General features: G+C 64.3%; 11 protein-coding genes and 1 riboswitch. Of the genes, 8 read left to right on the top strand and 3 right to left on the bottom strand.

Features of this window, described 5'->3' with window-relative positions:
* Positions 1-6: 6 nt before the first annotated feature.
* The 3 genes from glpK to WDU96_RS11380 all read right to left on the bottom strand — a co-directional run bounded on the left by glpK (position 7) and on the right by WDU96_RS11380 (position 4,164).
* A complete protein-coding gene (gene glpK / locus WDU96_RS11390; RefSeq protein WP_337338633.1) occupies positions 7-1,521 on the bottom strand; it encodes a glycerol kinase GlpK in 1,515 nt (504 codons plus the stop codon).
* 93 nt (positions 1,522-1,614) lie between these two features.
* A complete protein-coding gene (locus WDU96_RS11385; RefSeq protein ID WP_337338685.1) occupies positions 1,615-2,346 on the bottom strand; it encodes an MIP/aquaporin family protein in 732 nt (243 codons plus the stop codon).
* 123 nt (positions 2,347-2,469) lie between these two features.
* On the bottom strand, positions 2,470-4,164 hold the full coding sequence (locus WDU96_RS11380; RefSeq protein ID WP_337338684.1) for a glycerol-3-phosphate dehydrogenase/oxidase: 1,695 nt from the start codon (positions 4,162-4,164) through the stop codon (positions 2,470-2,472).
* 182 nt (positions 4,165-4,346) lie between these two features.
* Here WDU96_RS11380 and WDU96_RS11375 point away from each other — a divergent pair, with 182 nt between their 5' ends.
* The 8 genes from WDU96_RS11375 (at position 4,347) to WDU96_RS11340 (ending at position 12,837) form a co-directional block, all read left to right on the top strand.
* Positions 4,347-5,300 (top strand): sugar-binding transcriptional regulator, encoded by a 954-nt coding sequence (locus tag WDU96_RS11375; RefSeq protein ID WP_337338632.1) that lies wholly within the window; start codon positions 4,347-4,349, stop codon positions 5,298-5,300.
* Positions 5,301-5,389: 89 nt separating this feature from the next.
* Positions 5,390-5,550: riboswitch (FMN riboswitch) on the top strand.
* 59 nt (positions 5,551-5,609) lie between these two features.
* Positions 5,610-6,632, top strand: coding sequence for a bifunctional diaminohydroxyphosphoribosylaminopyrimidine deaminase/5-amino-6-(5-phosphoribosylamino)uracil reductase RibD (ribD, locus tag WDU96_RS11370; RefSeq protein ID WP_337338631.1), 1,023 nt, complete (start codon positions 5,610-5,612; stop codon positions 6,630-6,632).
* Positions 6,632-7,276, top strand: a complete 645-nt coding sequence (locus WDU96_RS11365; RefSeq protein ID WP_337338630.1) for a riboflavin synthase — start codon at positions 6,632-6,634, stop codon at positions 7,274-7,276. The genes ribD and WDU96_RS11365 overlap by 1 nt, the downstream gene beginning before the upstream one ends.
* Positions 7,273-8,550, top strand: a complete 1,278-nt coding sequence (ribA, locus tag WDU96_RS11360; RefSeq protein WP_337338629.1) for a GTP cyclohydrolase II — start codon at positions 7,273-7,275, stop codon at positions 8,548-8,550. Before WDU96_RS11365 ends, ribA begins: the two co-directional genes overlap by 4 nt.
* Positions 8,547-9,029: a 6,7-dimethyl-8-ribityllumazine synthase gene (gene ribH, locus WDU96_RS11355; protein ID WP_337338628.1), complete on the top strand. Its 483-nt coding sequence runs from the start codon at positions 8,547-8,549 to the stop codon at positions 9,027-9,029. The genes ribA and ribH overlap by 4 nt, the downstream gene beginning before the upstream one ends.
* A 53-nt stretch (positions 9,030-9,082) precedes the next feature.
* Positions 9,083-9,436: a Fe-S protein gene (locus WDU96_RS11350; RefSeq protein ID WP_337338627.1), complete on the top strand. Its 354-nt coding sequence runs from the start codon at positions 9,083-9,085 to the stop codon at positions 9,434-9,436.
* A gap of 78 nt (positions 9,437-9,514) precedes the next feature.
* A complete protein-coding gene (locus WDU96_RS11345) occupies positions 9,515-10,864 on the top strand; it encodes an ion channel protein (protein WP_337338626.1) in 1,350 nt (449 codons plus the stop codon).
* A 44-nt stretch (positions 10,865-10,908) separates the two neighbouring features.
* The gene (locus tag WDU96_RS11340; protein WP_337338625.1) at positions 10,909-12,837 is read left to right on the top strand and encodes an ABC transporter ATP-binding protein; all 1,929 of its coding nucleotides are present in this window, start codon (positions 10,909-10,911) and stop codon (positions 12,835-12,837) included.
* Positions 12,838-12,840 lie beyond the last annotated feature (3 nt).

The raw sequence follows: 12,840 nt of genomic DNA, 5'->3' as shown, positions 1-12,840 counted from the left end.
GGCGGTTTACTCCACATCGTCGTCGACCCAGTCCAAGGTCTTGGTGACGGCCTTTTTCCAGTTGCGCAGCAGTCGTCCTCGCTCCGCGTCGTCCATCGCCGGAGTCCAGCGCTTGTCTTCGACCCAGTTGTCGATGACATCCTGCTCACCCTGCCAGAAACCGACAGCGATACCCGCAGCGTAGGCGGCGCCCAACGCGGTGGTCTCGGCGACCTTCGGGCGCACGACGTCGACGCCGAGAAGGTCTGCCTGAAACTGCATGAGCACGTCGTTGGCTACCATGCCGCCGTCTACCTTGAGCTCGGTGAGGTTCACCCCCGAATCGGCGTTCATCGCTTCAAGCACTTCGGCCGATTGAAACGCTGTGGCCTCGAGCGAGGCGCGGGCGATGTGGCCGATGTTGACGAACCGGGTGAGGCCCACAAGGGCACCGCGAGCGTCGCTGCGCCAGTGCGGTGCGAACAGACCAGAGAACGCCGGCACGAAGTACGCCCCGCCGTTGTCTTCGACCGTCGCGGCGAGCTTCTCGATTTCGGGCGCCGCAGAGATCACCTTGAGGTTGTCACGCAGCCACTGCACGAGCGAACCTGACACCGCGATTGATCCCTCTAGTGCGTACACTGCGGGCTGGTCGCCGATCTTGTAGCACACGGTGGTGAGCAGACCGTTCTCGCTCGGTACGATCTCGGTGCCGGTGTTGAGCAACATGAAATTGCCGGTGCCGTACGTGTTCTTGGCCATGCCGACTTCGAAACACGCCTGCCCGAACGTGGCAGCCTGCTGGTCGCCGAGAATGCCCGCGATCGGCACCTTGGGCAGCATCCCCTTGGGGCGGCCTTCGCCGTAGACCTCGGACGACGACCGGATCTCGGGAAGCATCGACAGCGGAATTCCCATGTCAGCGGCGATATCCTCGTTCCAGGTGAGCGTATCGAGGTTCATCAGCAGGGTGCGCGACGCGTTCGTGACATCGGTGATGTGCACTCCGCCTTGCGTGCCGCCGGTCATGTTCCACAACACCCACGTGTCGATCGTTCCCATGAGCAGGTCACCGGCTTCGGCTGATTCTTTTGCGCCGTCGACGTTCTCGAGGATCCAGGTGACCTTCGGGCCCGCGAAGTAGGTAGCGAGCGGCAGGCCGACCTTCGCCTTGTACTTGTCGGCGCCTTCATCGCCGCCGAGGCGATCACAGATCTTCTGCGTGCGAGTGTCTTGCCAGACGATGGCGTTGTAGACGGCCTTGCCGGTGTTCTTGTCCCAAACCACCGCGGTCTCACGCTGGTTGGTGATGCCCACCGCGGCAATATCGGTCGACTGCAGGCTCGCCTTTCCTAGCGCGGAGCCGACCACATCGCGAACGTTGGTCCAGATCTCAGCCGGGTCGTGCTCGACCCAGCCTGCTTTGGGAAAGATCTGCTCGTGCTCCTTCTGCCCGGAAGCGACGATGTTTCCTGTCTTGTCGAAGATGATCGCGCGAGAACTGGTGGTTCCCTGGTCGATGGAGAGTACGTAGTCGGCCACGATGTTTCCTTTCACTGCGTTGTGTGGGGTGGAGTAATTGTGCGGGTGGAATGTTCTGTGGGGATGAAGGAGTCGCTGGTTCAGATCGACAGATCAGGCGACGAGAGCGGCGCCAGCGATGCCGCCGATCACACCTCCCACGAGGGGGCCGACGATCGGCACCCACGAATAGCCCCAGTCTGAGGTGCCTTTGCCCTTGATCGGCAACACGGCATGGATGATTCGCGGTCCGAGATCGCGGGCTGGGTTGATCGCATAGCCGGTCGGGCCACCGAGGCTCGCGCCGATGCCGACCACCAATAGCGCAACGGCGAGAGGCCCGAGTCCGGATGGCGTACTGCCGAACGCGATGACGGTGAACACGAGCACGAAAGTGCCGACGATCTCGGTGAGGAGGTTCCATCCGTACGAACGGATGGCCGGGCCGGTCGAGAACACTGCGAGTTTTGCGCCGGCGTCGTCTTCGGCATCGAAGTGCTGCTTGTAGACGAGATAGACCAGCACCGCACCCGCCATCGCGCCAAGCACCTGCGCCACGATGTAGATGAGCGCGTTCAGCGGTGTGGCGGGAATCGCAGCGAGTCCAAGCTCCGGATTGCCCGCGAAGAAGTCGTTGCCGCTGGCCCAGAGACCCACCGTCACAGCGGGATTGATATGCGCCCCGGATTTGAACGCCGCATACACACCGACGAACACACCGAGACCCCAACCGAAGTTGATCAACAGCCATCCGCCGCCGAAGCCCTTCGTGCCCTTCAGCACGACGTTGGCGACGACGCCGCCACCGAGCAGGATGAGTAGTGCGGTACCCACAAACTCGGACATGAATATGGTGCTCACAAAAGACCTCTCTTCACTTCATTGTGATGGTGACACTGGCGCGCCACCAGGGTTTGGTGCGGATCAACGTCTCCCCCACCGGGAAGGCGTTGATCCGCACCGGGCAGGTTATGACTGTGCGTGAACCGTGAGTGGCTGGAGCGGGGCGATATCGCCCGCGGCGAGTCGTTCCGCTTCTGCTTCGGCGTCGGTGGTGGTGCGCGCGGCAGCATCTGTTGCTTCACAGCGGGCGATGTACGACGCCTTCTCTGCGGCGATCTTCGCGTCATCCCACCCCGCGACCTCTCCGACGATTGCGGCGATCTCATCGAGGGCTGCTCGCCCGGCGTCAGCCACTTCGTACGTGAGGCGGGTGCGATGCAGCATCACGTCTTCCAGGTGGAGCACTTGTTCGTGGGTCGCTGCGAAATGGATCTCGGCACGCAGGTATGCCGGCGCATGCTCGAGCGGAGCGGCCAGATCGGGCTTCAACTCGATCGCGTCGATCAGGTCGCGTATGCCCGACCCATACCGGTGCAACAGGTGGTGAATCATCACCGAAGACCACCCGAACCGCTCTTTGAGCCGAGGCGCCTGACGTCTCATCGCATCAAGCCCGACGGCTCCGAGCAAGGGAATGCGATCTGTGATCGATGGCAGCGTCGTGGCGCGGTTGCCGAGCGCGAAGTCAACCGCATCTTTCGCCATCACCCGATAAGTCGTGAGCTTGCCACCGGCAATCACGACAAGTCCGGGCGCGGGCGAGGCGACGGTATGTTCTCTCGACACCTTCGCCGACGACGTTCCCTCTTTGGTGCCCGGCTGCAGCAGCGGACGAAGACCCGCCCAGGTGCCGATCACGTCATCGCGTGAAATGGGTTCTGCCAATACGGCGTTCGCGTGGTCGATGACGTAGTCGATGTCGGACGCCGTCGCGACGGGGTGCACGGGGTCGCGCTCGTATGGTGTGTCGGTTGTGCCGATTACCCAGTACCGCGACCAGGGGATGACGAACAGCACCGACTTCTCAGTCTGCAGAATGAGTCCTACGCTGCCGCGAATCCGTTCGCGGGGCACGACGATGTGAATGCCCTTGGATGCGAGTACCTTGAGCCCGCCCTCGGTGCCGGCGAGCGCTTCGGTGTCTTCCGTCCACACACCGGTGGCGTTGATGACGCGGGCGGCCTTGATGGTGTGCTCAGTGCCGGTCTCAAGGTCCAGAACGACCGCGCCGTTGACCTGGCCAGCATCGGACTTGGTCAGTTCGATCAGCTGCGTGCGCGGCGCCGCCAGTGCGCCGTAATCGACGGCGGTGCGCACGAGCGTGAGCACGAGGCGGGCGTCGTCGACCGAAGCATCCCAATACTGAATCGCGCCAAGAGCCGAGTCGGCACTCAGATCGGGAAAGGCGCGGTGCAGCGCCTTCTTCGACAGGTGCTTGTGAAACGGCATGGCACGTCCCTTGCGGCTGCCGATTGTCGCGAGCACGTCGTAGAGCGCGATTCCCGCCCCCACGATGGGCCGCTCCCAGTGTTTGACCACCGGATACAGGAACGGAACACGTTCAACGAGGTGCGGCGCGATCTCTTTGATGAGCAGATCACGTTCAGTCAGGGCTTCGTGTACGAGCGAGAAATCGAGCATCTGCAGATAGCGCAAGCCGCCGTGCACGAGTTTGCTCGACCGGCTCGATGTTCCGCTCGCCCAGTCCTGTGCCTCGATGATGCCCGTTCGCAGTCCTCGGGTTGCGGCATCGAGTGCGACGCCCGCACCGGTAACCCCGCCACCAATCACAAGGATGTCAAGCCCCGCGTCGTCGCTCATAGCGGCGAGAGCCTCGGCTCTGGTCTGGTCGGTGATCGCGTTCGTCACAGTTCCTCCTGCGCGTTGTGCTCGACCCGTCCGATGTGGCGGGGGGCCTGAATAGCGGCCCGATCTCTACTTTGCGTGCGTTGGCACGTATGCGCAATAGTGGTGCACAAACGTGCAGCAGGTGAGGAGTTCGAGTGGACGATCGTGACGAAATGATGCACGAGGCAGCGACCTTGTACTACCTGCAAGACGAGACAATGGAGTCGATCGGCCGCCACCTCGGCATCTCTCGCTCCGGGGTGAGCAGGCTGCTCAAGCTCGCGCGCGACCGCGGCGTGGTGCAAGTGCAAGTGCGCCCGCCGGGGGCAGGTGGCGCCATCGCCAGCCAGGTGTCGTCGCTGTTTCGCGTGCGTGCGCACGTGGTGCCGGTTCGCACGGCGCTCACCGAAGACAGCCGTCTCGACAATGTCGCCCGCTACGCCGCCCAGCTGACGCAGAGCTGGTTCACCCACGGCATGACGCTTGGACTCGCGTGGGGAACCACGGTGGCCGCCGTCTCAGCCCACCTCACCCACACCCCGCTTCGCGAGGCGACGGTCGTGCAGCTCAACGGAGCGACCAACACATCGACCTCGGGGCTTGCGCACGGATCAGAACTCGTCACCCAGTTCGCCCAAGCTTTCGACGCGAGTCCCCAACACTTTCCCGTACCGGCTTTCTTCGATCTGGCCGAGACGCGCGATCTGATGTGGCGCGAACGGAGCGTGCGGCATGTACTGAGCGTTCAAGCCCGCGCAGATATTGCCGTCTTCGGCGTTGGGGCACTCGCGGCCCCTGTGCCCTCTCGCGTCTACATCTCGGGATACCTCGAATCGACCGACCAGGCAGCGCTCGCTGCCGATGGGGTCGTCGGCGACGTCTGCACCGTCTTCTTGCGTGAAGACGGGTCATGGGAAGACATCGCGATCAACAAGCGGGCGACGGGCCCCACGCCGCGGCAGCTGCAGGCGATCGATCGACGTGTGTGCGTCGTGTCAGGCGACGCCAAGGTCGTGCCACTTCGGGCGGCACTGCGCGCCGGCGCCGTGACAGACCTCGTCATCGACGAACCCACGGCGGCCACACTCGTGCGAGGCACACCGCGCTAGCTCACGGTGCTCGAGAGCCGTCAGGCCAGCGCAAGCCACTGACCGGGAATGAAACCTTTGGCGCGGCGTTGGGTAGACTTGTGAGCATTAGCATGCTCCGGGGTCGGTGAGAATCCGAACCGGCGGTGACAGTCCGCGAACCAAAGCACCAGCATCTCTTAGGTGCCGCTGCGGTTGATCTGGTGAAATTCCAGAACCGACGGTGATGTGACGAGAATTCGTCGCTAGTCCGGATGAGAGGAAGCATGGCGGTGCGACCTGCACCGTTGCGTCTGCAACCCCGGAGAACCGAGGGTAAGGACGAACGAGATGGCGGTCACCGACATCGAGCGCGGCGCAATGCGCCGCGCGCTGGCTGTCGCCCTCAACGGCCCGCGTGGAGTAAACCCGCAGGTCGGCGCCGTCATCCTCTCGCCCGGCGGCGAGATACTCGCTGACGGCTGGCATCGCGGCATCGGCACCGCACACGCCGAGGTCGATGCGCTGTCGAAACTCGCGGCGGATGCCGCTCGCGGAGCGACCGCGGTTGTGACTCTCGAGCCCTGCAACCACACCGGCCACACCGGCCCCTGCTCTGAGGCCCTCATCGCCGCGGGCATCGCGCGCGTGGTCTATGCCGTCGCAGACCCGGGCGAACACTCGGCCGGCGGCGCGCAACGTCTTCGCGACGCGGGCATCGACGTCGACGCACGCGTTTTGGAAGAGGATGCTGCGCAGCTGCTCGATTCCTGGCTCACCGTGCAACGACTCGGCCGGCCACACGTCACCGTCAAGTGGGCGCAGAGCCTCGACGGGCGTGCCGCAGCCGCCGACGGTACGAGCAAGTGGATCACAGGACCCGCGGCGAGAGCCGATGTGCACCGTCGCCGCTCCCAGACGGATGCGATTGTCGCGGGCACCGGTACCGTGCTGGCCGATGATCCCGCCCTGACCGCACGAGACGAGAGCGGTGAGCTGTTCGGGCACCAGCCACTGCCGGTGGTGATCGGCTCGCGCGCCGTTCCCGACGCCGCGGCCCTGCGTCGGCATCCGCACTCCTTCGAGCAGTATGCGAACCCGGCTGAGGCGCTCGACGCCCTCGCTCGTCGTGGTGTTCACCGTGTGTTCGTAGAGGGCGGCCCGACGCTCGCGAGCGCGTTCCTGCGCGAAGGGCTCGCCGACGAAGTACTCGCCTATGTCGCCCCCGTGCTGCTCGGCGGCGATCGCCTCGCAGTCGACGACATCGGCGTCGCCACGATTTCGCAGGCACGGCGACTTGCCGTCGCATCCATTGAGAACCTCGGTGATGATCTGCTGGTCATCGCCCATCCCACCGGCGAAAGCGAGAACTGATGTTCACCGGAATAGTTGAAGAGATCGGTCGCGTCACTGCCGTGGCACCGTCGGGCGACGGCGTACGCGTAACCGTGCAGGCGCCCAAAGCGATCTCAGACGCCGAGCACGGCGACTCGATTTCGGTAAGCGGAGTGTGTCTCACGGTTGTGGATCAGGGCGAGGACTGGTTCACCGCCGACGTCATGCAACAGACCCTCGATATGTCGACCCTGGCGGGCGTCTGCGCGGGTCGCGCGGTCAACATCGAACGAGCAACCGCGGCACACGGACGCCTGGGCGGACACATCGTGCAAGGCCACATCGACGGCACCGGCGAAGTTCTCGAAGTGCGCCCCGGTGCGCAGTGGCAGGTCATTCGCATTTCGCTCGCTCCTCAACTCGCCCCTTTAGTCGTCGACAAGGGGTCCATCGCTGTCGATGGCGTCTCGCTCACCGTCAGCGCGGTGAGCGACGCGGCCGATAGCGCCCAATGGTTTGAGGTCTCGTTGATCCCCGAAACGCTTGTCGCCACCACGCTCGGCGCGCGCCAGCTGGGCGAAAGCGTCAATCTCGAAACAGACATTCTGGCGCGTCATGTACAGCGCCTACTCGCTTTTTCTTCTGCGGCATCGGCCGCAAACACGGAAGGAGGCTCGCGATGAGCCTTGCCACGATCCCCGAGGCGCTAGCAGCCCTCGCTGCCGGCCGACCCGTCATCGTCGCTGACGATGAGAACCGGGAGAACGAGGGTGACGTCATCATCTCGGCCGAACTCGCCACTCCCCAGTGGATTGCATGGACCGTTCGCTGGTCGAGCGGCTTCATCTGCGCGCCGATGCCCGCGGACTGGGCAGATCGGCTCAATCTGCCGCCCATGGTTGAGGCGAACGAAGACGCCCGCGGCACCGCCTACACCGTGAGTGTGGATGCTGCGCAGGGCGTCACCACCGGCATCAGTGCTTCCGATCGCTCCCACACGCTCAACGTGCTTGCCAACCCGGATTCCGGGCCGACCAGCGTGATCCGCCCCGGGCACGTGCTGCCACTGCGTGCGGTCGATGGTGGGGTGCGCGAGCGCGGAGGACACACCGAAGCCGCCGTCGAGCTGATGCGCCTTGCCGGCCTTCAGCCGGTCGGTGCGATCGCCGAGGTCGTTGACGAAGATGGCTCGATGATGCGACTGCCCGGCCTGATGGATCTCGGAGAGCGCGATGGCGTTCACGTGATCACCATCGAGCAGCTGATCGCGTATTTGAACGAGATCGAGCCTCTGGATGCGGCCGTCCAGCCAGCGCATCGTCGCCGGGTCAGCCTTCGCGCCGAGGCGAATGTGCCGACCGCGCACGGGGAGTTTCGTTTCTTGGCTTACAAAGATCGCGTGACCGGCACCGACCACGTCGCGGTTGTCGCTGGTGAGATCGGCTCTGAGCCGCCTCTCGTGCGCGTGCACTCCGAGTGCCTCACGGGCGAGGCCTTCGACTCGCTCAAATGCGAATGTGGTCCACAGCTGGATGCTGCGCTTGACGCTATCGCCACGCAGGGCGGCGTCGTCATCTATATGCGCGGGCATGAGGGCCGCGGCATCGGGCTGATCAACAAGCTGCGTGCCTACAGCCTGCAAGAGCGCGGACTCGATACCGTCGACGCAAACCTCGCGCTAGGGCTGCCGGCAGATGCCCGCGACTATGCCGCTGCGGCAGGAATTCTTGCTGACCTGGGGATTGACAGCATCCGACTGCTCACCAACAACATCGACAAAGTGACCCAGCTTCGAGGCTTCGGCCTCGACATCGTCGAGCAGGTTCCGCTTCTCGTCGGAGTAGGCCCCAACAACCACCAGTACATCGCCACCAAGCGAGACCGCATGGGGCACATCATCAATTCCGACGACCTGGCAGATGCGGTCGCGAAAATGCACGAAGGAGCCCAACGATGAGCGGTACCGGAGCACCCACGCCCAGCGGTCACGTCGACGCCACGGGCCTGAACGTCGCGGTCATCGCCGGCACATGGCATGACGTGATCACCGACGGACTGATCGCCGGCGCGGAGCGCGCCCTGAAGCAATACGGGGCGACGTGGCGGCTGGTTCGCGTTCCCGGCTCATTCGAGCTTCCGGTCGCCGCGAAGACCGCGCTTGACGCCGGCGCCGATGCCGTCGTCGCGCTCGGCGTGATCATTCGCGGTGGCACTCCGCACTTCGAATTCGTATCGTCCGCCGCAACCGATGGCCTCACCCGGGTCGCCCTCGACGCCGGCAAGCCGGTCGGCTTCGGTGTGCTCACACTCGACGACGAAGCCCAGGGAATCGACCGCGCGGGTCTCGAAGGATCGAAGGAAGACAAAGGCTTCGAAGCGGCGGATGCTGCGGTGCGCACCGCCGTGTTGCTGCGCGAGCTTCGAGCCACTCGCTGAGGTGAGGACGGCCTTGCTAGCGCGAGCGCGCGTTTGCGCCTAGGTTGACGATTATGGAGACCCTGCGCCACATCGTCTTGTTCGTTCACCTGATTGGTTTCGCTGTGCTCTTCGGAGCATGGGCCGTAGAGGCGGTCAACGGCCACCGGGGAATCACCCGACTGATGAGCTGGGGCTTGGCGCTCGCCGCTGTGGCAGGCCTCGCGCTTGCCGCACCCTGGGGAATCGACTACGACCTCAACTACGCGAAGATCGGCACCAAGCTCGTCATTCTTATCGTCATCGGTGCACTGCTGGGCATCGGTTCCGGCCGTCAGCGCAAGTCCGGCTCGGTACCCCCTGGCATCTTCTGGTCGATCGGCATTCTGACCGCGGCCAATGCGGCGATCGCCACGATCTGGCGCTGATCGCTCGAACACCGCATCGCAGAGCTTCTTCTATCCTTGCCATGAGGCTTGGCAAGCAGATCAGAGGGAAGGCTGCACATGACAGCGAACGATCCAGACCACGCTGGGCCGACCACGGAGTTCGGGCGTAGCCATATTCAGGCAGTACCCGCAGACCCGTCGCCCACGCGTCGGCTCTTGATGTTGTCGGGGCCAGCGCTGCTCATCGGCATCGCCAGCGCCCTCGGGCTCATAGTGCTTGACCTCATCGCGGAGGCGTTGGAGAACCTGCTGTGGGACGGGCTTCCGGCTCTTATCGGATTCGACCAATACGCACCGTGGTGGATTCTCGTCGTGCTGACGTTGGCTGGCTTCGCCACCGGTCTGATCGTGCGGTTCGCCCCGGGGCACGCAGGCCCCGATCCCGCGACCGAGTCGTTCTTTCCTCCCGCCGTTCCGCTCATCACTCTCCCGGGCCTTGCCCTGGCCGCCATCATCACTCTTGCCACGGGTGTGAGTCTGGGCCCTGAGGCGCCGATCATCACCTTGAATGTTGCTCTTGCCGTCTGGGTCTGCAAGAAGGTCATCCCGGCTGTTCCCACCAAGCTGATCATCCTCATGGTGGTTACCGGCACCTTCGGCGCACTCTTCGGATCTCCCCTGGGCGCTGCGCTTCTGGCGACCTCAGTGGCGGCGGCCACAGCCTCCAAAGCGCTGTTGTGGGATCGCCTGTTCCTTCCGCTGGTATCTGCGGCGTCGGGTTCACTGGTGATGATGGTCTTCAGCGGCCACACGATGTCGCTTACCCTCCCCGAATACACCCCCGCGGTGTTCGCTGATCTCGGTGTCGCGTTGGCGGTGGCTGCCGTCGCAATGGGCGCAGGTTTGTGCCTGCTGTTGCTGTTTCCACACGTGCACCGGCTGTTTCACCGGTGGCGCGGCCCGGTCATACCGCTGACGGTCGCCGGGGTGCTGCTGGGTGCGCTCGGAGCGCTCGGTGGCGAGGTCACCCTCTTCAAGGGCGTGGATCAGATGGCACAGCTGGCAGCAGCGGCCGACGATGTCGAAGCATGGCAGGTTGCAATGATCGTCGTGATCAAACTCGCCGCGCTTCTGATCGCAGGCGCAGCGGGCTTCCGCGGCGGACGGGTGTTTCCCACGGTGTTCATCGGAGTGGCCGTCGGTGTGCTCGCCTACGCCATCTTCCCCAGTATTTCGCTGACGGTAGCGCTCGGCGCTGGTGTGCTCGGGATCTGCCTCGTGGTGGTGAGAGACGGATGGCTTTCGCTGTTCATCGCCGCCGTCGTCGTCGGAGATGCCACGCTACTGCCGATTCTGTGCATGGTGGTGTTGCCCTGCTGGCTCGCTGTCGCTCGACTGCCACAGATGCAGATCACGGAGCCCGGCGCGGTCGCGCACGACACGGATAGCAAACAAGCCGCACAGTAGAAGTACGGTTCTATATAGCCCCGTCTCACAAAGTAGGTTTCGCCGTGTCTTCCCCCGCTACCCCCGCCACGACTGCCCGCCCGCCGCGTGGTCGACGCCGCAAGCAAGAAGGGCCTCGCGCCAGCTTCAGACAGCTGCTGCCGTTTCTGTTCGAACACCGCGGTGTTCTGATCGTGGTTGCGATCCTCAGCGTGCTCGGGGCCATCGCGACGCTCGCGCAGCCGCTCCTGGTTGGGCAGGTCATCTCTCTGGTGCAGGCTGGCGACCCGCTCGGCTCGCTCGCCTGGATCATTGCGGCACTCGTCGTCGTGGCATCGCTGATCTCGGGCTATCAGCACTATCTGCTTCAGCGCACCGGAACCGCCGTCGTGCTCTCAAGTCGACGTCGCCTCATCTCGCGGATTCTTCACCTGCCGATCAGTGAGTTCGACTCGCGCCGAACCGGCGATCTGGTGTCGCGCGTCGGAACCGACACCACGCTCCTTTACGCCGTGCTGACGCAGGGCCTTGCCGACGCCGTCGGCAACGGCCTGATATTCGTCGGGGCGCTGATCGCCATGGCGGTGATCGACCCGCTGCTGTTGCTGCTCATCGTGGTCGTCATCGGCGTCTCGGTCGGCATCGTGACGTTCATCAGTGGCGGTATTCGCCGTGCGACCGAAGTGCAGCAGGCAAAGGTCGGTGAGCTAGCTTCGGGTGTCGAGCGAGCGGTCGGTTCAATTCGCACGATACGTGCGGCTGGCGCAGCCGCTCGCGAGCAGGCCGCGATTACCGAAACGGCCAGCGATGCCTACGACGCCGGAGTGAAAGTGGCGAAAGCCTCGGCCTTCGTCGTGCCGATCGCTGGCGTGGCTCTGCAACTTTCACTTCTCGCTGTGCTCGGCGTGGGCGGGTTCCGAGTGGCATCCGGCGCCATCACTATCGCGAGTCTCGTGACGTTCGTCATGTTCCTCTTCTTCTTGATCCAGCCGCTCGCAACATTCTTCGGTGCGATCACCTCGGTGAATCAGGCTTTGGGCGCGCTCGGACGCATCCAGGAGGTTCTCGACCTGCCCACAGAGACGCAGCAAGATGCGCAGTTGGCCGCGATCGTGCGTTCAGAGGCTGTCCCGACTAGCGCCGGCATGGCGGCTATTGAATTTCGCGACGTGCACTTCGCCTACCCCGAAACCGTGGTCGAAGCGCGGCGCAAGGCCGAAGCCGAAGCACGTGCACTGCTCGAAAGCGTGCACGTCGAGGCGTCGGCGGTCACCGTTGGCGACGAAACGGCGACTTCCGGAACAGACGAAACCGAGAGTGTGCTGCAGGGCGTTTCGTTCTCGGTGCCGCGGGGCGCGCGTGTCGCACTCGTCGGCCCATCCGGTGCTGGCAAAAGCACAACGCTCTCGCTCATCGAGCGCTTCTACGACCCCACTTCAGGCGCGATTCTGCTGGCGGGTGAAGATGTGCGCACCCTTGAGCGCGATGCTCTTCGCGCGCAGCTGGGCTATGTCGAACAAGATGCGCCCACGCTCGCTGGCACGCTGGGCGAGAATCTTCGCCTCGCCTCGCCCCACGCGTCTGACGACGAGTGTGAACGGGTGATGCGCGCCGTCAATCTTGGAGACGTTCTCGATCGAAGCGCCCTTGGACTCGAAGCCCCGGTGGGCGAATCGGGCGTCAAGCTTTCGGGCGGCGAGCGTCAGCGACTCGCGATCGCGCGCGCGCTGCTCGCGGCTCCGCCCATCCTGCTGCTCGACGAATCGACATCATCGCTTGACGGGCTCAACGAACAGCGCATGCGCGAAGCCATCGATGCGGTCGCTGCGGGGCGCACGCTCATCGTCATCGCGCATCGGCTGTCAACCGTCGTCGACAGCGACCTCATTGTGGTGCTTGATCGCGGCAAGGTCATCGGGCAGGGCACTCACTCCGAGCTGATCGCCTCTACCCCGCTCTACCGAGATCTCGCCAAGCACCAGCTGCTGGTGTGACCG

This window comes from Microbacterium marmarense, from assembly GCF_037204165.1.
In the GTDB taxonomy this organism is placed as follows: domain Bacteria; phylum Actinomycetota; class Actinomycetes; order Actinomycetales; family Microbacteriaceae; genus Microbacterium; species Microbacterium marmarense.
Note: the sequence above shows the minus strand (reverse complement) of the source record. Positions and strands in the feature narration are given on the sequence as shown.